Origin of the sequence: Marinobacter zhanjiangensis (assembly GCF_014651935.1) — a bacterium.
GTDB classification, from domain to species: domain Bacteria; phylum Pseudomonadota; class Gammaproteobacteria; order Pseudomonadales; family Oleiphilaceae; genus Marinobacter; species Marinobacter zhanjiangensis.
Genome location: NZ_BMXV01000004.1, coordinates 188,271 through 208,735, shown reverse-complemented (window position 1 = coordinate 208,735; position 20,465 = coordinate 188,271). Strand labels below are relative to the sequence as shown.

The window sequence follows — 20,465 nt, the reverse complement described above, 5'->3', positions numbered from 1 at the left end:
AGAAGGCTATGGAGCCTCTGATCACTTGCCATTTCGCAAATACTCTCTCCTTCGATACTCGTCCTGCCAAATTTGAGCAAAGTGTGCCCTCAGTTTTTCCACGGACTTTGACCTATAGCCCCAAAGCCCGACTACGCCAGCAATCAAGCCTACGAGTCCACCAACATAAATATCCCTTATATCATGGACATACGACCAGACAAGAGTGGCCAGTGTCAGCAAAATACATAACAACAAGAGCACTGACATATAAGTCAGCGGCCATTTCGCCCCCCGGGTTAACCTGAAGTTAGGGTGAACTACAAGAAAGACCCCAATAAAAAAAACCACCAAAATTATCTTCGACAAGAAGTCGCCATCCAACTCCTGGCCGAACACCAAAATAGCCAAAGCACACGCTGAAACCAGGGCAATAACAGAGCAGATTATTGAAAAAATAAGCCTGAAACTCCCGGCCGGGACAAGTGCCCGGAACAACCCACCCCCATCAGAACCCATCAGTCGTACTCCCTGTATATACCGATCATAATCTGAGAAATAACACCAGATGTAGCGCTACCAGTCAGGGACAATGTTCCAGACAACGATTCCTTTATTTTAACAAGAGCTGTTCTCGATATATCTGTGTGGCTATACCTTTTTGGCAGCAAACCGTGTCTTTGGGCATGCTTCCTCATTTTTGCCGAAATACCTGGCTGGTTCATTTCGATGAGCTCTTCGGTAAGACGCTTTCTCTGTTGACGATTAAGCTTATTATAAAGAATTTCTCTTAACGAATGCTGTTGCGACCTCAGCCTCATAACCAACCTCACTGTAACAGCACCACTTACCACCGCACCACCAACCGAAATAACATCGAGGGCGGTTTGGGTATATTGATACCATTCTTGATTATCGAATTCGTCGAGAGCCTCAGGATTCGAATGTTCAGTCCATGAGCGTGCGACACCATTCGCGCACTGAGCAGTTCCAGCAGCTGCTGCCGAATAACTTATTACAGATACGGCCGTGCTGGTGCCACCAGTAACCGGAATCGCCCCGGTTGACACGATAACAGCCGCCCACCCAAGGACCGCAGCACCGCAGGATAGGCCTGCATTCAAAAGTTCCTGGGCAAGCTTCGACTCTCTTTTACCAGCTTTGATGTCACCTATCACTTCAGCAGTTGGCCTGGTACTCATAGGTTCAATCAGAACAACTTTTACCGGCTTAATCTGACATATGGGCTCAAACTCGCGCAGCGTTACCATCGTACCTCTGGAGTCAATATAGACTACACCTGCTCCATGGAGGTCAAAATCCGAGTCAATCGCTTTGAAGAGTTTATTGAGATCGGTTTGATTATCTAACCGGGCTTTTAATCTGCGTTGAAAATAAGTGTTCTGGAACGGCGAGACAAAGGGTTGAGCGTAGAGAGGCAATGAAGCAGACATAACACATCCTTGTTTAATGTAGTGAATTGATACCCATCCGATAGTATCAAGATAGTAGATTACCCAGTTTCTTCCGCACTGGTCAACAGACACATACATGAACAGGAGGAGATTGAGGATGCCATGACACGGGAGCTAGTGTGCCCGGCACTGGTTCAGCCTGATTGCAGGGGATGAGTCCGTGCTGAAGGAAAGCGTGGCGCAGCGGGTAGTGCGGGCGTCGGGATTGGCAGAGCAGTTGTGGCAGCACTGACAACCAGGAGTCTGCGCACAGACGACTAGCACATTTTACCCCCTATAGAGGATAACATTGACTTTACCCTCTGCAGGGGATAATGTTCTGTTTATCCGCTACAGGGGGTAATTATGAAGATCACATCGCCGGAATTGCTGGCCCAGGCCATACGGAATGCCAGGGTAGACCATAACCTTAGCCAGCAGTCAGTGGCTGAGCTGGTCGGCATCAAGCAGAACACAGTGTCCAGTTTCGAAAACCACCCGGAAAAGAGCCGGGTCGAGACCCTGTTCCGGCTACTGTCCGCCCTCAATCTCGAACTGAGTATTACCGAGCGTAATCAGTCACCTGCTGGAACCGGCTGGAAACAGGAGTGGTAACGAATGGCGAGACTCACCGTTGCCATGAACGGCGTGGAGGTTGGTCACCTGACTCTCGAGAGCTCCGGCGCCATGAGCTTCCAGTATCATCCCGGTTGGCTGGAGCAGCCCGGAGCACGGGCCATCTCCCTGTCTCTGCCTCTGTCTTCCAGACTGTATAAGGGCGAACGGGTTTACAACTTCTTTGACAACCTGCTGCCGGACTCCGAGGCCATCCGGACCCGTATGCAGGCCAGGTTCCAGGCGCCCACCAGCCACCCTTTCGATCTGCTGGCCAGTGTTGGCCGTGATTGTATTGGCGCCATCCAGCTCTATCCCGAAAACCAGACAGTGCCCGACGTCACCGCTATAACGTCCGAGCCGGTCAATGACCGTGAGATTGAGCGTATCCTGAAAAGCTATCAGGGGGCCCCGCTGGGTATGGACCGGGACCACGATTTTCGTATCTCCCTGGCCGGCGCTCAGGAAAAAACGGCATTACTATGGCATAAGGGGCAATGGCATCGCCCTACTGGAAGCACACCGACCAGTCATATTTTCAAATTGCCTATCGGCTATCTGGATCACAGCAATATCGACCTGCGGGAAAGCAGCGAAAACGAGTGGCTTTGTCTCCGTCTGCTGGCCGCATTCGGCTTACGGACTACCAACTCCAACCTGGCGCAATTCGGCCAGCAGACCGTGCTGGTCGTGGAGCGCTTTGACAGACGATGGTCGACGGATGGCTCATGGTTAATACGTTTGCCCCAAGAGGACTTTTGTCAGGCCCTTGGCATTGCACCCGCATTCAAATATGAAAACGAAGGTGGTCCCGGCATTCGCGACGGCATGGAGCTCCTGCTGGGTTCCCAGCAACCCAACGGCGACCGTGCGCGGTTCTTCAAGGCACAGATCCTGTTCTGGCTGCTTGCGGCTATTGATGGTCATGCCAAAAACTTCAGCCTGTTTATTGAACCTGGCTCTTCATTCCGTATGACCCCGTTTTACGACGTCATCTCCGCTTACCCATTAATGGCCCATGGGAGCCTGCCTGCCAACAGGGCAAAAATGGCCATGTCTCTTAAGGGCCGGAATCGTCATTATCACTGGTCGCGGATCGAACCACGCCACTTCCTCAGCACCGCACGGCATGTTGGTTTCTCGGAAGTACAGGCCAGGAGACTGATGAATGAAGTCACCGAACAGACCGACCCTGCCATTGAAGCGGTGGTGGCACAATTGCCAGAGGACTTCCCGCCTCATATCAGCGAACCCATTCTGGAAGGCGTGAGAGCCCAGGCAGGGAAACTGCAAATGGCCTTCATATAAGACAGAGTCTTTTCATACCTCTATACTCGACCTTCTTTTCAACCACCCGGAAACACAACAATTCAGGAGTACCAAGCATGACCATCCAACTCAACGACCAGGTCGCCATCGTCACCGGTGCCGGCGGTGGCCTCGGTCGCTGCCACGCCCTCGCACTGGCAGCCCGTGGCGCCAAAATTGTTGTCAATGACCTGGGCGCGGAGCCCGCGGAAGCGGTGGCGGAGGAGATCCGTGCTGCTGGCGGCGAGGCCTTAAGCCACGCCTGTTCCGTGTCGGATTATGCCGCCGTGGAAACCATGGTCAGCAAGGTGATGGACCAGTGGGGCCGGGTGGATATCCTGGTGAACAACGCCGGCATCCTGAAGGACAAGACCTTTGCCAAGATGGAACTGGATGACTTCACCAAGGTGCTGGATGTGCACCTGATTGGCTCGGTGAACTGCACCAGGGCAGTGTGGGAAATCATGCGCAACCAGCAGTATGGCCGCATCGTGATGACCACGTCGTCGTCCGGCCTGTTCGGCAACTTCGGCCAGTCCAACTATGGCGCTGCCAAGCTGGCGGTAGTGGGCCTGATGCAAACGCTGGCTCTGGAAGGGCAGAAGTACAACATCCGGGTAAACTCTCTGGCTCCCACCGCCGCCACCCAGATGACCGAAGGCGTGCTGCCCCAGGAGGTGCTGGACAAGCTGAAGCCGGAGACCGTTTCGCCGGGCGTGGTCTTCCTGTGCTCCGAAGACGCACCGACCCGCACCATCCTGGCCGCGGGTGCCGGTTCCTTTGAAACCGCCCATATCACCCTGACCAAGGGTGTCTATATCGGTGATGACGAGGACGCGGCCGACCAGATCGCCGCCCGTTTTGCCGAGATTTCCGACCGCACCGGCGACCAGGTGCCTGGCATGGGCGGCGCCCAGGGCCAGCAGGAAATCACCAACCTGATGGAAGCCCAGAAAAAGGGTTGATCGTTGTCAGCCAGATCACCGCCACGCCGGTGGTCTGGATTCCTCCCGCCTCAGTAGGGTAGATTTTTCGGAACCCTGCAATGCAAAGCTACCAAAACAAACATGACACAAAGCCCGGACTGCCCCACTACAACGCCGGAAATCACTCTCCAGCCGATCCCCCACCCGCCACGCTGGCCGTTGGTGGGCAACCTGCTGCAGATTCCCACGTCCCGCATGGCCCAGTATTTTCTGGAAGTCTCCCGGGACTTTGACGGCATCTTCGAGATGGACTTTGGCGGGGTGCGCATTCCGTTCGCCTTTTCGGCGGAGCTGGTGGAGGAACTCTGTGACGAGACCCGTTTCCGCAAGGTGATCCGGCCGCCTCTCTCCCTGCTGCGGGACGTCGTGGGGGACGGCCTGTTCACCGCCAAAAGCGATGAAACTCCCTGGGGCAAGGCCCACCGTGTCCTGATGCCCGCTTTCAGCCAGCGGGCCATGAAAGGCCACTTCGATGCCATGGCCGACGTGGCCGGGCAGTTGTGCGACTACTGGGAAGCCCATCAGGGGGAAGACCTGCTGGTGGCGGATGACATGACCCGGCTGACCCTGGATACCATTTCCCTGGCCGGGTTTGACTATCGTTTCAACTCGTTCGAATCCCGTGAACTGCACCCGTTCCTGGGATCCATGGTGCGGGTGCTGGCGGCCAATATGGCCAAGCTTACCCAGCTACCGATGCTGGCCAGACTGCGCAAGGACCCGCCGGACTACCTGGCCGATATCGACACCATGAACAGCCTGGTGGACGAGGTCATCCGCCAGCGCCGGGAAAACCCCACCGACGGCAACGACCTGCTCAACCTGATGCTGACGGCGGAAGACCCGGAAACCGGTGAGCAACTGGACGACCTGAACATTCGCCAACAGGTGCTGACCTTCCTGGTGGCCGGCCATGAAACCACCAGCGGTCTGCTGACCTTCACCCTCTACTTGCTGCTGCGCCATCCTCATGTGCTGGCCCAGGCCTATGCCGAGGTGGACCGGGTGCTGCCGGGCGACACCCTGCCGCAATACCGCGACCTGGCTCAGCTGGATGTGATTGAACGGGTGTTGAAGGAATCCCTGCGCCTGTGGCCGACAGCACCCGCTTTCATGGTGGCACCCTACAAGGACGAAGTGATCGGCGGCAGGTACCGTATTCCCCGTAACCAGGGCATCTCCGTGCACCTGCCCGCCCTGCACCGGGACCCGAAAGTGTGGGACAACCCGGAGGTGTTTGATATCGACCGCTTCCTGCCGGAGAACGAGGCCAACATTCACCCCCACGGCTACAAGCCCTTCGGCAACGGCGAACGGGCCTGCATCGGGCGCCAGTTTGCGCTGACCGAGGCCAAGCTGGCGGTGGCCATGATCCTGCAGCGGTTCGCCCTGTCTGATCCCCACGATTACCAGCTGGATATCAAGGAAACCCTGACCCTCAAACCGGACAACTTCCACCTGCGGGTGCGACGCCGCCGGCCCCATGAACGACTGGTGACCACACCGGCGCCAGTTACCCGTGAACAAGGCAGCGGGCCCGCACCAGCTACGGTCAGCGGCAAGGGTGAAAGGTTCATCGTGGCCTGGGGCTCCAGCCTGGGAACGGCCCGGGATATTGCCGAGGAGCTCGGCGCCCGGGCCACCGACCTGGATTTCAACACCCGGTGTGTGCCGCTGGACGACCTGGCCGGCGAGCTGCCACAAAGTGGCATCCTGGTGGTCGTCACCGCCACCTACAACGGTTACGCCCCGGACAGCGCCAGGGCGTTCGAGGCACTGCTGGACGGTGGTGGGCTGGACGAAACGCAACGGCCGGACCTGCGGTTTGCCGTGCTGGGCTGCGGCAACAGCCAATGGCTGAACTATCAGGCCTTTCCCGGGCGCATGGACGACGCCCTGGGTGCCACCGGTGCCCGGCGTCTGCTGGCGCGCGGAACCGCGGACGGTAATGGCGACTTCGAAGGCGCCGTGGAAGACTGGCTCAGCGACTTCTGGCAAACCCTGGGGGAAGGTGAGGCAGACATCAGCACCAGTATCCATCCGGCCCTGACACGGGTGGACAGCCAGGCCACCCGCACCTCGGTACTGCCAACGGATGCCCGCTCACTGACCGTTACCGGTAACCGCGAACTGGTCTGTGACACGGCCGGGCTGGACGACTTCGCCGGCAGCCAGCCCCGCACTTCCACCCGGGAGATCACCCTGGCCCTGCCCGACGGCATGAGTTATCAGACCGGGGACCACCTGGCGATCTACCCCTCCAATGGCGAGGCGCTGATCCGGCGGGCGAGCAACGCCCTCAGCGTTCACCCCACAGACCTGGTGACCATCAACCGTGAACCTGCGCCCGCCCATCTGCCGGCGGGCGCAACCCTCAGTGTCCACCAGTTACTGGCCCACTTCCTGGAACTGCAGGAACCGGCCAGCCGCCGCGACCTGCGGGTACTGGCAAACCACAGCCCCTGCCCGCACACCCGTGACGAGCTTTTGCAGCTGGCCGGGGACAGTGACCGCTACCACCATGACATCCTGGACAAGCGCCAGTCCGTGGTGGACCTGCTGGAGCACCATCCCGCCATTCAGTTACCGCTGGAAGTCTACGCCACCCTGTGCCCACCCCTGCGGGCCCGGTTCTACTCCATCTCCTCCAGTGCCCTGGTTCACCCTGGCCAGGTTCAGCTGACGGTGGGCACGGTTCAGGCGCCGGCCTGGTCCGGTCAGGGCGAGTACCGGGGCGTGGCGTCCGGCTATCTGCGCTCGCTTGGCGAAGGTGACGAGGTGCTGGCGTATGTTCGCCGCCCCAACCCCGCTTTCGCACCACCAGCCGACCCCGGCCAGCCGATGATCCTGGTGGCGGCGGGCACGGGTATCGCCCCCTTTCGGGCCTTCCTGGAAGAGCGGGCGCATCAGACCGGACAGGACCAACCCGCCACCAGCCGGCTGTTCCCGGGTTGCCGCCATCCGCAACACGACCTGCTGTACCGGGAGGAACTGGAACACTGGCAGCAACAGGGCGTGGTGGAACTGCACCCGGCGTTTTCCGCCCTTGCCGGCTACCCCCACCGCCATGTGCAGGATGCCCTGTGGGCCGACCGCGAACAGGTGTGGCAGCTGCTGGAAAGCGGTGCGCCGGTCTACGTCTGCGGCGATGGCACCCGCATGGCGCCGGCGGTCCGTGACTGCCTGATCCACATGGCCGAAGCCTGCGGCGACATGAACCGGGAGCAGGCCTCGCAATGGCTGCAGACGCTGATGCAACAAGGCCGCTATCAGCAGGATATTTTTGGCACTGGCTAAAGAAATCCGGTCGATTACCGACAACTTGTGTGAAGGCATACCGGAGTACAAACGGAAACAAACCCGGCATGCCGTTTCGGCAGCCTGTGGGCTACCATATCCGTCTACGCTGAATACCCTTAACCCGGAAGGATCATGACTGAAGGCAGCGCTGTTCCCCAGAAACTTCTCCTGTTCCGCCTGGCCGGCAACCGGCTATCGGCGCTGGGCACCCTGAAGATCCGCGAGATCCTCACACTTCAGCGGCTGACCCAGATTCCGCATAGCCACCCGGCGGTGATCGGCACCATGAACTTCCGGGGTTCCGCCGTGCCGGTGATCGACATGGCCGCTGCCGTCGGCTACCCCCCGCTGGATGCCGAGGCACACAAAACAGCCTCCATTATCGTGACCGATATTCAGCGTCAGGAAATCGGGTTCCTGGTGCGCGGTGTGGACAGGATCGTGGAAACCGACTGGAAGCAGGTTCAGGCGCCACCCCGTGCCCTGGGTGACCAGGCCTTTGTCACCGGTCTGTTGCAGATCGACGATGGCCTGGTGCAGTTGATGGACGTGGAACTGCTGCTGGCCCGGGTGTACCCGGAATCCATGCACAGCTCCCCACCCCAGCTCACCGACCTGGAACGGGAAACCCTGCGGGAACAGCACATCCTGCTGGTGGACGATTCCCAGGTCGCCCGCCGCCAGCTCGCCGACGCCCTGGACAGGGAGAACATCCCCTACGAGGTAACCGGCAATGGCCAGACCGCCCTGGATATGATGATGCAGGCGAACCATGACCGGAAACCGGTCAGCATCCTGGTCAGCGATATCGAAATGCCAGGCATGGACGGCTATGAGCTGACGTTCCACCTGCGGGATGATCGCTCTGTACACCAGCCCTATGTGATCCTGCATACCTCCCTGAACAGCGAGATGAGCGTCAGTTACGCGCGACAGGTGGGCGCCAACGAGGCCCTGACCAAGTTTGACGCCGAGGAACTGCTGCAGGCCATGCTCCGCGGCACCCGGACCGAGGCGGTCTGACACTTTTCGGAAATTTTTGTGACAGTTTGCTGAGACACTCACTTGTAACCTTCGTCGTGTGCAATAGGGACAGATCTGGACAATCCCTGGAGACACGACGATGTTCGGCAAACTGTCCAAGCCGCTCTACAAGGCAGGCTTCTACACCCGAAACCAGCTCCGGTCGCTGGTTCCCGGGGAGTTCTGGCGGGCCCGGCGCCGGGCACTGCTTACACGTTACGAGCGCCTGGATCGGCAAAGCCAGGCCGACATCGACACCCGCGTCAGCTACTACAACCGCCTGTCCTGTCCGGCTTCGCCCTCCAGCCACTGGGAACCGGTCAAAGGGTTCAGCAACAAGGGAAAGAGCAGCGCGTACTGTGCGGATTTCCGGCATCTGATCCGGCACTTTCCCGGCTACCTACGGGCAAACTACCGCTTCGGCGATGTCACCGAAGTGCCGGCGGAACCCGCCTTTGTCAAAAGCCGTCCGATTGGTTCCGCCGCGTTCAATGCCAACAGCCTGTTGCTGAAACTCAACTCGGTGCGTCACTACCATTTCCATCAGGACCGGATCGCTTTCCGCGACAAGCGCCCCCTGGCGGTCTGGCGTGGCAAATCCAACCGCGACCACCGCATCCGGTTCGCCCAGCGGTTCATGGACCACCCCCTTTGCGACATCGGCTGCACAATACACAGGGAGAACCAGCCCGCCCCCTGGCACAAACCCTTTATGAGTATCGCGGAACAGCTGGGCTACCAGTTCGTTGTCAGCGTGGAGGGCATCGATGTGGCGACCAACCTGAAATGGATCATGGCGTCCAATTCCCTGTGCCTGATGCGTCGGCCAAGGTTCGAAACCTGGTTCATGGAGGGCACCCTGGTACCGGGCTACCACTATGTGGAACTGAAAGACGACCACTCCGACCTGCCGCAGAAAATCGACTACTATCGCCGGCATCCGGAGCAAGCCGAGGCCATTATCGCCAACGCCAAACGCCATGCCGCCAGGTTCCGCGACACCGACCGCGAAGACCTGATCGGGTTGCTGGTGATGGAACGCTTTTTCCAGCTGTCGGGCCAGCGAACCGCCCACCCGTTGGCGGTGGGCGTCTGACCGGGCAGCCATAGATCGCATACTTCCCTGTTCAAAAATGCTACTATCCGGCGAACAAAAGCGACAACGCCGGCGCCCTCACAGTCATGAACTCATCCGCCAACAATCCCGACATGCCCTCCGTCCCGGAGGATCTCAGCTACCAGGCTATCGCCACCGTCCTCAACAGTCTGGACGCCCTGGTTTATGTAGCCGATATGGAAACCCACGAGCTGATCTTCTTCAACGACTATGGCAGCAACTACTGGGGCAACCCGGGCGGCAGGAAATGCTGGCAGGTGCTGCAGAAGGACCAGGACGGTCCCTGTTCGTTCTGCACCAACCCGCAACTGGTGGATGAACATGGCCAGCCCACCGGTCCCGTAGTGTGGGAATTCCAGAATACCGCCAACCAGCGCTGGTACCAGTGCCGTGATCAGGCCATCCGCTGGATAGACGGCCGCCTCGTGCGCATGGAAATCGCCACGGACATTACCGAGCGCAAGGAGATGGAACAGGCACTGGAAATCGCCAGGGACCGGGCCGAAAAGCTGGCCGAGACCGACGAGCTGACCGGCCTCAAAAACCGCAGGTCTTTTTTCAGCCTTTCCACCCAGGCTATCCATCAGGCCATCCGTGCCGGAGATCCGATAGCGGTTATCATGTTTGACCTGGACCATTTCAAGCAGGTCAATGATCAGTGGGGCCATGCGGCGGGGGACACTGTACTGCGGGGAATGGCGGCGGCTGCACGGCGAACGGTAAGGGATTCCGACATTCTTGCCCGGCTGGGCGGTGAGGAGTTTGCCGTGCTGCTGCCGGCAACCGACCTGCCCAAGGCCCGCTACCTGGCCCAGCGACTCCAGGAGACCTTCTCGAGTCAGCTATTCCCGGTAACGGGAGGAGCCATACGCTGCACCGCCAGCTTTGGCATCGCTGCTGGCACAGGGCCTGGCATGGTTCTGGACCACCTGCTCAGACAGGCAGACGGGGCCCTGTTCCGGGCCAAGGAGGCCGGTCGCAACCAGGTTGCCAGCCGGTACTGAACAACATGACTGCACTTCGAATTTGATGACCAGCGGGATACACCGATGCACCAGGAACGCAACCACACCGTCGACATCCACTACTGTACCGGCTGCCGCTGGTTGCTTCGCTCGGCGTGGATGGCCCAGGAGCTGCTGACCACCTTCGAGGACGAGATCGGCGAGCTGACGCTGCACCCGGGCAGCGGAGGGATTTTCGAGGTCCATGTAGACGGGCAGCGAATCTGGTCCCGCAAGGATATGGGCGGGTTCCCGGACATCACCCGGCTCAAGCAACTGGTACGGGATGTGGTGTCGCCGGACCGGTCACTGGGGCACAGTGATCAAAGAAACAATAACGAGTGATATTATCATCCATTACACCCTGTCATTTTTCCATACAAAAAACGACAAATTACCTCAGTCTATCTAGTTTTACTTTCAACCTGGTTGTCTATACTCCGGATTAAAATAACAACATGTTCTACCAGAGTTCCGGAGTACCGTATGGCTGTCGGCAGGTTGCTGGGTTTCAGAACCAAAATTGCTCTTCCTTTCCTGATCACCGCCCTGGCGGTTATTATCCTGGGCGCCCTGAGCGTCATCACCGCGCGGAGTCTGGTGTCCGGCACGGACTTTCTGGCCGAAAACCTGATGCCGGCCTCCAGCGAAATACTCAACGGTGACCGAGACCTCTACCAGGCCCTGGTAGCCCAGAACAGCTATATCCGCGCCCGGGAAACCAACTCTTCGGCCGATGAATTGCTGGCGGCATTCCACGAAAACTCGGACCAGGCAAGGGACCGCATGCACTCTGCGGCCGGGCGCCTGACCGGCACCGGGTTTGGTGAGGAGATGGAAGGCTTCGATGCCGCGTTCGAACAATGGCGCACGTCCGCCGAAAAGGCCCTGGAGCGGGCCAGAATTGGCGACACCTATGGCGCCCGGGAACTCATCAGGAAGGAGACCGATGATCTGTTCGAATCCGTCCGGGGCTACTTCGATCGCACCGGCCAGGTGGCTGATACACTGGCAGGCGAACAGGCCTCGGCAGCGTCTACGGAAGCTAACCAGGCAGTCACTATCACCGCGGTGGTAACCCTGGCCTCGCTGATCATTGCCATTATTGTGTTTGTCTCTGCCCTGAAGATGATTGTCGCGTCCATTCGCGTACTGCGAGACCAGCTGGACAACATTGCCCAGGGTGAAGGTGACCTGACCCAGCGGGTACCCGTGGAAAACAACGACGACCTGGGTCAGCTGGCGGAGTCGTTCAATGCGGTGCTCGCCAACCTGCAGGGCATGATCCGCACCATTCAGGAGCTGTCCGAGCAACTGGCTGAAGGCGCCCGGGACCTGGAGCAATCCGCCGCCGAGAACCGCGATGGGGTGTCACAGCAGACCGAATCCATCACCATGGTGGCCACCGCCATCAACGAGATGCAGAGCGCCATCGAGGAGGTGGCCGGCAATGCCTCCCGCGCCGCCGAAGTCACCCGCAACGCCCAGGGCAATGCCAACAAGGGCGCCGAGATCGTCCAGGAATCTGCCAGCCAGGTGCGTCGACTGTCACAGCAGATTACCAAGGCAGTGGAGGTCATCCGCAAGCTCTCCACGGATTCCGACAACATTACTTCGGTACTTGATGTGATCCGGGGCATTGCCGAGCAGACCAACCTGCTGGCGCTGAATGCTGCCATTGAGGCCGCCAGAGCCGGGGAACAGGGCCGAGGCTTTGCCGTGGTGGCCGACGAGGTTCGAACCCTGGCACAACGCACCCAGCAGTCCACGGAAAACATTCAGGAAATGATCACCACCCTGCAGTCCGGGGTGTCGGACATTGTCTCGGTCATGGAGACCGGCAGCGAACAGGCCAGCTCCACGGAATCCCTGGCCTCGGAAGCCGAAGGCGAGCTGTCATCGATTCTGAAGGCCATGAACGATATCAGCGACGTCAACTCCAGTGTGGCGTCCGCGACCGAGGAACAGACCCAGGTCATCGACGAGATCAACCGGAGCATCACCCAGATCAATGACCTGGCCAATGAAAGCGACAAGCGGTCGGCGGACCTGAACACCATCAGCGAGTCCATGGCCGGTTACGCCGGCAGCCTGAAGGAGCAGGCCGGGCGCTTCAAAGTCTGATGCGCAAATGAAACGGCAGCCCTGATCCGAAGCCGGGGCTGCCGCCTGGCACTGTTAGCCGCTGACGAATACCGGCAAGAAATCGCTCATTTCTCTTCCTACCCGGTCATACCCCGACCATCCCGATGATCCAGATCAACACAATGTCATCTGTTCATGATTCCGGAACGAATGATCCGGTAGGGTGGTACTGCTGGCGACAACAACAAATCACATCAGCCTGAGCGCCATGAAAGGCACTATCTGAATGAAAAACAGTGATGAGAGGAGTTGACCAATGAGCGAACATAATCCAAGCCGCCGCGTTTTCCTGAGAACGGCCGCTCTCGGCCTTGCCGCCGTTCCCCTGGCACGCTTTGCGACCCATAGCAGCAGGGCACAGGCCCAGGATCTGCCCAAAGCAGAAGACGGGCATGCCCTTGACTACGTCAACAATGCTGCCGATTCGGAGCATGAGAAGTATCAGTCCGGCCAGAAGTGCGAATCCTGTGCTTTCTGGGCCGGAGAGGAAGCTGATGGCTGGGGCAAGTGTCGCCATCCCCAGTTTAGCGATGTGCTGGTGAACGCCGAGGGCTGGTGTAACACCTACGCGCCAAAAGGGTAATGCAGGAGCCGTGCAACCATAGCCCGGCTCACCCGCTCGTCAGACAACCTTACGCTCGGTACGGTGCCTGAAAATACGGGAGCTCAGCTCCTTGTAGCGTTTGACGATGCCCTCGATGCGATCAAGGCTCTCGCGGGTTGCTGTCGGGTTGTCATCGGAAAAGCGGGCGCGATAGATGCGGCGTTCTTCCAGGTCGCGAACACTGGAGATGGAAGCGTTGGCCTTCTCGACCACGAAATCGCCGGTCTCGGTGCTCAAACGCAGGCTCATCTGGAAATTGTCGCCCTGCTCCAGGGGGACGTCTCCGGTAAAGGCCACACTTCCGGTGCTGAAGTCCAGAACTCTCACAGTCAGCCAGTCCCTGCCGATAATGCCACGCCTGATGCCAACTCTGGCGGTCACGCGAATGGATGGTAATCGCTGACGACTGCGACGCTCTTGCATACCTACACCCCTGCACAGCTTTTGTCGTTATTGTGGGACCTTTCGTCCAAGGGTCTCAATTAACCAAACGGGACACTAGCCCAAATAATCAGGTTTTCACGGATACACGTCACGATTCCCGAAAGTCGCTGCAGGAACGCCCACGCACCGGGTCATGGAGCCATTGACGCAATTCCCGACTTTGCGACGGGCCGCACAAGTGGCAAACTGATCCACTTAGCATCATAACGAATGCCTGACAATCCAATAACAAACCGAACAAGGAACCACACGATGACTGATTCCGTGCTTCTGGAAAAACGCGACAACGGCGTGGCTGTGGTCACTCTCAACCGACCGGATGCCATGAATGCGTTGTCCGGCGAACTACGTCGCCGCCTGTACGATGTCATGCAGGAAGTCCGCGCTGACGACAACATTCGCGCCGTGGTCTTCACCGGCGCCGGCCAGAAAGCCTTTACCGCCGGCCTCGATCTCAAGGAACTGGGTGCCGACACCAGTGGTATGGATGCGGCTACCGACCCTGACCCCGCGTCCCACCCGGTGAACGCCATCCGCAGTTGCGGCAAGCCCGTGGTGGGTGCCATCAATGGCGTCGCCATTACCGGTGGCTTTGAAGTGGCGCTGGCCTGCGACATTCTGATCGCTTCCGAGAACGCCCGCTTTGCCGATACCCATGCCCTGGTGGGCATCATGCCGGGCTGGGGCCTGTCCCAGAAACTGCAGCGCATCATCGGCCAGTCCCGGGCCAAGGAACTGTCCTTTACCGGGCGCTTCCTGAATGCGGAAACGGCCTGTCAGTGGGGGCTGGTGAACCGCGTGGTGCCGGCGGACAAGCTGATGGACGAAGCCCTGGCCCTGGCCGACGACATCACCATGGTGGAGCCACCCTTCCTCGCCAGATACCAGCATCTGATCGAGCACGGCGCCAACCTTGCCATGGATGATGCCCTCAACTACGAAACGCTGTTTTCCACCATCGAAAACAGCGGGGTAACACCGGACGATATCAAACGTCGCCGTGACGCCGTCATGGAGCGTAGTCGCGCCCGCAAGGGATAACGCCATGACGACTTCCATGGAGCAGCTGCAGGAGCGCTACGGACAGCGCTATAAATGGTGGGTGATGATCACCGTGATGATCGGCACCATGACCATGTCGCTGTCGTCCACCATCGTCAACGTCGCGCTGCCGGACATCATGGCCACCTTTGATGTCAGCCATACCGTGGGTCAGTGGCTGGTCACCGCTTTCCTGGCCAGCATGGCCATCGGTATGCTGCTGAACGTGTGGATGGTGGACCGGTTTGGTCCGCGCACCACCTATATGGGCGCGCTGCTGATATTCATCGTGGCAGCCCTGGTCGGTGGCTTTGCCATGAATTTCGGCATGCTGGTGGTGGTGCGCATCGTGCAGGGGCTGATCGCCGGAATGGTGCAACCTCTGGCCATGCTGATGCTCTACGCCGTGTTCCCGCTCAACCAGCGCGGCCAGGCCATGGGCCTCTACGCCATGGGCGTGGTGCTGGGGCCCACGGTGGGCCCGGTGGTCGGTGGCGTGCTGGTGGACTGGTGGTCCTGGCGGGCAGTGTTCCTGGTGGTGCTGCCCTTCTGCCTGGTCGCCTTCTATATGGGCAGCACCTTCCTGTCACGGCCTGCCTCATCGCCGCCGGTTAACCGGCGGCTCGATACCCCGGGCATCCTGTTGCTGTGCGGCTGGATGGTGGCCCTGTTGTGGGGGCTCTCCGAAGGCCCGCACCAGGGCTGGACCAGCCCCGTGGTACTGGCAGCCATGGTAACCGCCATTGCGCTGTTTATCGCCTTTGCCGTACGCCAGCTCAAGAGTCGCTCGCCCCTGCTGGCGCTGGGGATCTTTCGCTACCCCGGCTTCGCTCCGGCCTTTATGGTGGCCATGCTCACCGGCGCCGGATTGTTCGGCTCGGTCTACCTGCTGCCAATGCTGGTGCAGACCGCCATGGGCAAGTCCGCCTCCGCAGCGGGCATGCTGCTGATGCCTGCGGGTCTGGCCATGGCGTTGTCGTTCCCGGTCATCGGCCGGCTCACCGACCGCATACTGCCAAAGATTCTGGTCGCCGGCGGACTGGTCATCTTCGCCATCTCCTGCCTGGTACTCAGTGAGACCGGAGCCGGCACCTCATTGGTCCTGGTGGCGCTGATGGCCGCCCTCGGCCGGGTCGGCCTTGCCATGACCATGCCGCCGGTGGTGATCGGAGCGGTCAGCATCGTGCCACCGGAACTGGTCAACCAGGCCACCGGGCTGGTCAGTTTCGCCCGCCAGTTCGGCGGTTCCCTGGGGGTTACCCTGTCTGCGGTCCTGCTGCAGGAAAGCACCCACTGGACCGCCAATCTGGGCATTCCGCTGACCTTTCCCGGATTCCAGGACGCGTTCATGCTGATGGCGCTGTTCTACCTGCTGGGGCTCTATCCCATGGCACGAATGAAGTCACCGCCGGAGGAACACCATCAGCCCGAGCCGGCCTGATACCGGTATCAGGCATGGTTCCGTATCAGGGAAGCTTTATTGTAAGGTTGCAAAACAGATTTCAAAAACGACTCAAAAAATCGCCTCATTCTTCATGAAGGAACAATAACAATGATCCTCACTGATCTGCCTGAAAAAAGCCTCGAACGCTTTGGCGAGTACCCCATGCTCTATGCCGGTGACCGGCAAGTCACCAACCTCGAGCTGCAGGACAGTGCCAACCGGCTCGCCAACGGCCTGCGCGACCTGGGCGTGGAGCCCGGCGACCGGGTGGTGGTGTGCATGCCCAACTGCCCGGAAGTCTTCATAGCCTACCAGGGCATCCTGCGAGCGGAAGCCATAGTGCTGCCGGTGATGTCTGTGCTGCACCCGCGGGAGATCGGCTATATCCTGCAGGCCTCCGGCGCCAGCGCCATCATTACCAGCGAGGCGCTGCTACCCGCCATGGAGCAGGCCACCTCCGGCATGGAGACACCACCGAAACTGGTGGTGGCCGGTATCGCCCAGAACCAGCCCAGCCCCAACGCCGGCATTCCCTGCCAGAGCCTTTGCTCGCTGATGGCTGCAGCCGACCCCGAGGCTCCCGGCCCCCGACTCCGGGAAGACGATATCGCCGTCATCCTGTTCACCTCGGGCACCACCGGGCAGCCCAAAGGGGTCACACTGACCCACCGCAACCTGTACAGCAACGCCGCTTCCGCCGTGCAGCTTGCGGAGGCCTCCGGTGACGAACCCGGCACCACCCTTGGGGTACTGCCGCTGGCCCATATCTATGGCTTCACCATGGCCAACACTCTGTTCCTCCGTGGTGGCAGCATGGTCATTCTTCCCAGGTTCGACGTACGGGAAGTGTGTGAAGCCATCCAGAAGTACCGGGTGGAAGCCTTCAGCGCTGTACCCGCCATGATCTACGCCCTGACCATGTCACCGGAGGTGGACGAATACGACGTCTCATCGCTGGAATCGGTGGGGTCCGGCTCCGCCCCTCTGCCGGTGTCGCTGATCGAGGCATTCCGCAAGCGCTTCAACGCCGAGATCTACGAGGGTTATGGGCTCTCCGAGGCGGCGCCGACAGTCTCGGCTCACCGCAAGAATGAAACCATCAAACCGGGCTCTGTCGGTCGCGCCTTCCCCGGTGTCGAATTGCGGATTGCCGACGACGCCGGCAATCCGCTTGCCACCGGCGAAGTGGGCGAACTGCTGGTGCGGGGCGAGAACATTACCCCCGGCTACTACAACAATGAGGAAGCCACCAGAGCGGCACTGAGGGATGGCTGGCTGCACACGGGCGATGTCGCCAGGCTCGACGAGGATGGCTACCTCTATATTGTTGACCGCAAGAAAGACCTGATCCTGCGGGGTGGCTTCAACATCTACCCCCGGGATCTGGAAGAGCTGATTTCCCGGCACCCCGCTGTGGCCGAGGTGGCTGTGGTGGGCGTACCGTCCGAGCGCATGGGCGAGGAAGTGGTGGCTGTGGTGGTCCGCAACCCGGACTCGGAGATCAGCGAGGAAGAACTGCTGGCGTTCTGCCAGGAACGCCTTGCCAAATACAAGACGCCACGCCGGGTGGTGTTCATGGAGGCCATGCCCCGCAATGGCGTCGGCAAGATCCTCAAGAAATCCCTGCGGGACCAGGTTGCGGAACAGGTGGAGATCGAGTAAACCATAACCGTGACGCCCCTGCTGCCGTCATGGCAGGAGCCATTATCAAGAACAATAAGCGGACAGTCCCATGAGTACCGAAACCCCCACCATCATTCCCTTTGATAACGGCGTATACGCCATCGATACCGAATTCGCCGGCACCACCCTGATGGATGCCAGCCACCTGATTGTGGACAATGGCGAAGCCGCCTTCGTGGATGTGGGCAGCAATTTCTCAATACCGGTGTTGCTGAGCGCCCTCGACCGCTTGGGCATCGACCGCGAGCAGGTGCGTTACGTGTGTATCACCCATGTTCACCTGGACCATGCCGGTGGCGCCGGGCAGATCATGCAGGACCTGCCCCGGGCCATGTTGGTGGTCCACCCCCGGGGCACGCGGCACATGATCGACCCCAGCGCCCTCTACGAAGGTGCCCGACAGGTCTATGGCACCGAAACCATGAAACAGCACTACGGCGAGCTGATCCCGGTACCGGCGGACAGGATCCTGGAAGTTCACGACGGTGACACCCTGACTCTTGGCAACCGTACCCTCACGTTTCTGGACACCCCGGGGCACGCCCTGCACCACTACTGCATCCATGACGGCACCGCCGGGGTGGTGTTTGCCGGCGATACCTTCGGCATTTCCTATCGCTCACTCGACACCGACAAGGGGCCGTTCATCTTCCCTGCGGCGACGCCGGTACAGTTTGATCCCGACGCGGCCCATGAGTCCGTCGACCGCCTGAGCGCCCTGAAACCCAACGCCGTCTACCTGACCCATTTCAGCCGGGTAACCGGGCTCGACAGGCTGGTTCCCCAGCTCCACGCCGACCTGGACGCCTATGCCGACATCGGGCGCCGCCACATGGCGGAAAAGCCGGACCCGGAGTCGATTCGACGGGACCTCAAGGCACTGTTCTCCAGGCGACTCGCAGACCATGGCCACGCCCTGGACGACAAGGCCCTGGAGCAACAACTGGGCATGGATATCTCCCTGAACACCCAGGGCATTGCGGTCTGGTCCGCGAGGCAGTTTCGGCAATCGCCGTCTACGACCAAAGTCTAGGTAGGTTACTGAACTAATTCACCCTTTCGTCAATCCATGCTACGTTATCAGCGTAAGAATCGTTGTGCCCCGTGTCAGAGCTGACCCGTGGCAACGAATCCGTATTCTGAACAACAACAAGACAGAGGAAAGCGCACTATGAAACGTCGTTCGTTATTCAAACGTGCCGCTACCGCGGTTACCCTCTCGGCGCTGATTGCCTCCCCGCTGGCATCGGCCCAGGAAAACTTCACCCTCCGTCTGGCGGAAACCTGGGGACCCAATTTCCCGATTTTTGGTGAAGCCACCAAAAACATGGCCAAGATGGCCAAGGAAATGTCCGACGGCCGCCTGCGTATCCGCATCGATTCCGCCAACAAGCACAAGGCCCCCTTCGGCGTCTTCGACATGGTCAAGGCCGGCCAGTACGACATGGGGCACTCTGCTTCCTACTACTGGAAGGGCAAGGTTCCCAATACCCTGTTCTTTACCAGCATGCCCTTTGGCATGACCGCTCAGGAGCAGTACGCCTGGTTCTACTACGGCGACGGCATGGACCTGATGCAGGAAGTCTACGAGCCTCACAACATGCTCTCCTTCCCCGGCGGCAACACCGGCATCCAGATGGGTGGCTGGTTCCGTGACGAGATCACTTCACTGGAAGACCTGGAAGGCCTGAAGATGCGGATTCCCGGCTTTGCCGGCGAGGTATTCGCGGAAGTGGGCGTGAACCCCACCAACATTCCGCCGGGTGAGCTCTATACCGCCCTGGAGCGTGGCACCATCGACGCCGTGGAGTGGGTGGGCCCGGCCCTGGACCTGCGCCTGGGCTTCCAGCAGATTGCCGACTACTATTACACCGGCTGGCATGAACCCGCCACCGAGCTGCAGTTCCTGGTCAACCAGGACACCTGGGACGAACTGCCGGCAGACCTGCAGCAGATCCTCCGCATATCCATGCGTACCGCTGCCTACGATATGCTGATCCAGTCTGTTCACGAGAACGCCAAGGCCTGGGCCTCCATCAAGGAGGAACACCCCAATATCGAGGTCAAGAACTTCCCGGACGAAGTGTTCAGGGCCATGGTGGAAGCCAACGAAAAACTGTTGGAAGAAGCCGCCGAGGGTGATGAACTGGCCGCGAAGATCATCGAATCCCAGGAAAAATACCTGGAGAATGCCCGCGCCTATATCAACATTGCCGACCGGGCCTATCTGAACAACATGGCCGAAGTCGAATAATCCTTAACCGCAACGATCCGCGCCGGAGCTCCTGACGGGGGGCTCCGGCGCTTCTATCTGCGGG

The 20,465-nt window shown here is 59.7% G+C and carries 18 protein-coding genes; 15 read left to right on the top strand and 3 right to left on the bottom strand.

Annotation, left to right across the window (positions count from 1 at the left end; all coding sequences use genetic code 11):
• Positions 1–21: 21 nt before the first annotated feature.
• A complete protein-coding gene (locus tag IE079_RS10000; protein WP_189575945.1) occupies positions 22–498 on the bottom strand; it encodes a hypothetical protein in 477 nt (158 codons plus the stop codon).
• The gene (gene ssp4, locus IE079_RS09995) at positions 498–1,433 is read right to left on the bottom strand and encodes an Ssp4 family T6SS effector (protein WP_189575943.1); all 936 of its coding nucleotides are present in this window, start codon (positions 1,431–1,433) and stop codon (positions 498–500) included. The genes IE079_RS10000 and ssp4 overlap by 1 nt, the downstream gene beginning before the upstream one ends.
• A 366-nt stretch (positions 1,434–1,799) precedes the next feature.
• Here ssp4 and IE079_RS09990 point away from each other — a divergent pair, with 366 nt between their 5' ends.
• From IE079_RS09990 to IE079_RS09945, 10 genes are all read left to right on the top strand, one after another.
• A complete protein-coding gene (locus tag IE079_RS09990; RefSeq protein WP_189575941.1) occupies positions 1,800–2,048 on the top strand; it encodes a helix-turn-helix domain-containing protein in 249 nt (82 codons plus the stop codon).
• 3 nt (positions 2,049–2,051) lie between these two features.
• A complete protein-coding gene (locus tag IE079_RS09985; RefSeq protein ID WP_189575940.1) occupies positions 2,052–3,356 on the top strand; it encodes a type II toxin-antitoxin system HipA family toxin in 1,305 nt (434 codons plus the stop codon).
• A 77-nt stretch (positions 3,357–3,433) separates the two neighbouring features.
• Positions 3,434–4,321, top strand: a complete 888-nt coding sequence (locus tag IE079_RS09980) for an SDR family NAD(P)-dependent oxidoreductase (RefSeq protein WP_189575938.1) — start codon at positions 3,434–3,436, stop codon at positions 4,319–4,321.
• A gap of 102 nt (positions 4,322–4,423) precedes the next feature.
• The gene (locus IE079_RS09975; RefSeq protein ID WP_189575936.1) at positions 4,424–7,639 is read left to right on the top strand and encodes a bifunctional cytochrome P450/NADPH--P450 reductase; all 3,216 of its coding nucleotides are present in this window, start codon (positions 4,424–4,426) and stop codon (positions 7,637–7,639) included.
• A gap of 135 nt (positions 7,640–7,774) precedes the next feature.
• Positions 7,775–8,665, top strand: coding sequence for a chemotaxis protein (locus IE079_RS09970; protein WP_189575935.1), 891 nt, complete (start codon positions 7,775–7,777; stop codon positions 8,663–8,665).
• Between the two features lie 100 nt (positions 8,666–8,765).
• Positions 8,766–9,761, top strand: coding sequence for a glycosyl transferase family 90 (locus IE079_RS09965; protein ID WP_189575934.1), 996 nt, complete (start codon positions 8,766–8,768; stop codon positions 9,759–9,761).
• Positions 9,762–9,847: 86 nt separating this feature from the next.
• Positions 9,848–10,786, top strand: a complete 939-nt coding sequence (locus tag IE079_RS09960; protein ID WP_189575933.1) for a GGDEF domain-containing protein — start codon at positions 9,848–9,850, stop codon at positions 10,784–10,786.
• A gap of 45 nt (positions 10,787–10,831) precedes the next feature.
• On the top strand, positions 10,832–11,131 hold the full coding sequence (locus IE079_RS09955; RefSeq protein WP_189575932.1) for an Rdx family protein: 300 nt from the start codon (positions 10,832–10,834) through the stop codon (positions 11,129–11,131).
• Positions 11,132–11,272: 141 nt separating this feature from the next.
• Positions 11,273–12,910 carry a methyl-accepting chemotaxis protein gene (locus IE079_RS09950; RefSeq protein WP_189575931.1) on the top strand — a complete coding sequence of 546 codons (1,638 nt, stop codon included), beginning with the start codon at positions 11,273–11,275 and terminating at the stop codon, positions 12,908–12,910.
• A 277-nt stretch (positions 12,911–13,187) separates the two neighbouring features.
• Positions 13,188–13,514 carry a high-potential iron-sulfur protein gene (locus tag IE079_RS09945; protein WP_189575930.1) on the top strand — a complete coding sequence of 109 codons (327 nt, stop codon included), beginning with the start codon at positions 13,188–13,190 and terminating at the stop codon, positions 13,512–13,514.
• Positions 13,515–13,553: 39 nt separating this feature from the next.
• On the opposite strand, the gene IE079_RS09940 is transcribed toward IE079_RS09945, so the two are convergent.
• Positions 13,554–13,958 (bottom strand): PilZ domain-containing protein, encoded by a 405-nt coding sequence (locus IE079_RS09940; RefSeq protein WP_189575929.1) that lies wholly within the window; start codon positions 13,956–13,958, stop codon positions 13,554–13,556.
• Positions 13,959–14,231: 273 nt separating this feature from the next.
• On the opposite strand from IE079_RS09940, the gene IE079_RS09935 reads away from it, so the two are divergent.
• From IE079_RS09935 to IE079_RS09915, 5 genes are all read left to right on the top strand, one after another.
• Positions 14,232–15,020, top strand: a complete 789-nt coding sequence (locus tag IE079_RS09935) for an enoyl-CoA hydratase (protein ID WP_189575927.1) — start codon at positions 14,232–14,234, stop codon at positions 15,018–15,020.
• A gap of 4 nt (positions 15,021–15,024) precedes the next feature.
• Positions 15,025–16,461: a DHA2 family efflux MFS transporter permease subunit gene (locus IE079_RS09930; protein WP_189575926.1), complete on the top strand. Its 1,437-nt coding sequence runs from the start codon at positions 15,025–15,027 to the stop codon at positions 16,459–16,461.
• Between the two features lie 111 nt (positions 16,462–16,572).
• Positions 16,573–18,126: a class I adenylate-forming enzyme family protein gene (locus IE079_RS09925; protein ID WP_189575924.1), complete on the top strand. Its 1,554-nt coding sequence runs from the start codon at positions 16,573–16,575 to the stop codon at positions 18,124–18,126.
• 70 nt (positions 18,127–18,196) lie between these two features.
• The gene (locus IE079_RS09920; RefSeq protein ID WP_189575923.1) at positions 18,197–19,180 is read left to right on the top strand and encodes an MBL fold metallo-hydrolase; all 984 of its coding nucleotides are present in this window, start codon (positions 18,197–18,199) and stop codon (positions 19,178–19,180) included.
• Positions 19,181–19,318: 138 nt separating this feature from the next.
• Positions 19,319–20,401 (top strand): TRAP transporter substrate-binding protein, encoded by a 1,083-nt coding sequence (locus IE079_RS09915; protein ID WP_189575922.1) that lies wholly within the window; start codon positions 19,319–19,321, stop codon positions 20,399–20,401.
• Positions 20,402–20,465: the final 64 nt, after the last annotated feature.

Coding starts and splice junctions, on each gene's coding strand:
- IE079_RS10000 (WP_189575945.1), bottom strand. CDS start 498: ATGGGTTCTGATGGGGGTGGGTTGTTCCGGGCACTTGTCCCGGCCGGG.
- ssp4 (WP_189575943.1), bottom strand. CDS start 1,433: ATGTCTGCTTCATTGCCTCTCTACGCTCAACCCTTTGTCTCGCCGTTC.
- IE079_RS09990 (WP_189575941.1), top strand. CDS start 1,800: ATGAAGATCACATCGCCGGAATTGCTGGCCCAGGCCATACGGAATGCC.
- IE079_RS09985 (WP_189575940.1), top strand. CDS start 2,052: ATGGCGAGACTCACCGTTGCCATGAACGGCGTGGAGGTTGGTCACCTG.
- IE079_RS09980 (WP_189575938.1), top strand. CDS start 3,434: ATGACCATCCAACTCAACGACCAGGTCGCCATCGTCACCGGTGCCGGC.
- IE079_RS09975 (WP_189575936.1), top strand. CDS start 4,424: ATGACACAAAGCCCGGACTGCCCCACTACAACGCCGGAAATCACTCTC.
- IE079_RS09970 (WP_189575935.1), top strand. CDS start 7,775: ATGACTGAAGGCAGCGCTGTTCCCCAGAAACTTCTCCTGTTCCGCCTG.
- IE079_RS09965 (WP_189575934.1), top strand. CDS start 8,766: ATGTTCGGCAAACTGTCCAAGCCGCTCTACAAGGCAGGCTTCTACACC.
- IE079_RS09960 (WP_189575933.1), top strand. CDS start 9,848: ATGAACTCATCCGCCAACAATCCCGACATGCCCTCCGTCCCGGAGGAT.
- IE079_RS09955 (WP_189575932.1), top strand. CDS start 10,832: ATGCACCAGGAACGCAACCACACCGTCGACATCCACTACTGTACCGGC.
- IE079_RS09950 (WP_189575931.1), top strand. CDS start 11,273: ATGGCTGTCGGCAGGTTGCTGGGTTTCAGAACCAAAATTGCTCTTCCT.
- IE079_RS09945 (WP_189575930.1), top strand. CDS start 13,188: ATGAGCGAACATAATCCAAGCCGCCGCGTTTTCCTGAGAACGGCCGCT.
- IE079_RS09940 (WP_189575929.1), bottom strand. CDS start 13,958: ATGCAAGAGCGTCGCAGTCGTCAGCGATTACCATCCATTCGCGTGACC.
- IE079_RS09935 (WP_189575927.1), top strand. CDS start 14,232: ATGACTGATTCCGTGCTTCTGGAAAAACGCGACAACGGCGTGGCTGTG.
- IE079_RS09930 (WP_189575926.1), top strand. CDS start 15,025: ATGACGACTTCCATGGAGCAGCTGCAGGAGCGCTACGGACAGCGCTAT.
- IE079_RS09925 (WP_189575924.1), top strand. CDS start 16,573: ATGATCCTCACTGATCTGCCTGAAAAAAGCCTCGAACGCTTTGGCGAG.
- IE079_RS09920 (WP_189575923.1), top strand. CDS start 18,197: ATGAGTACCGAAACCCCCACCATCATTCCCTTTGATAACGGCGTATAC.
- IE079_RS09915 (WP_189575922.1), top strand. CDS start 19,319: ATGAAACGTCGTTCGTTATTCAAACGTGCCGCTACCGCGGTTACCCTC.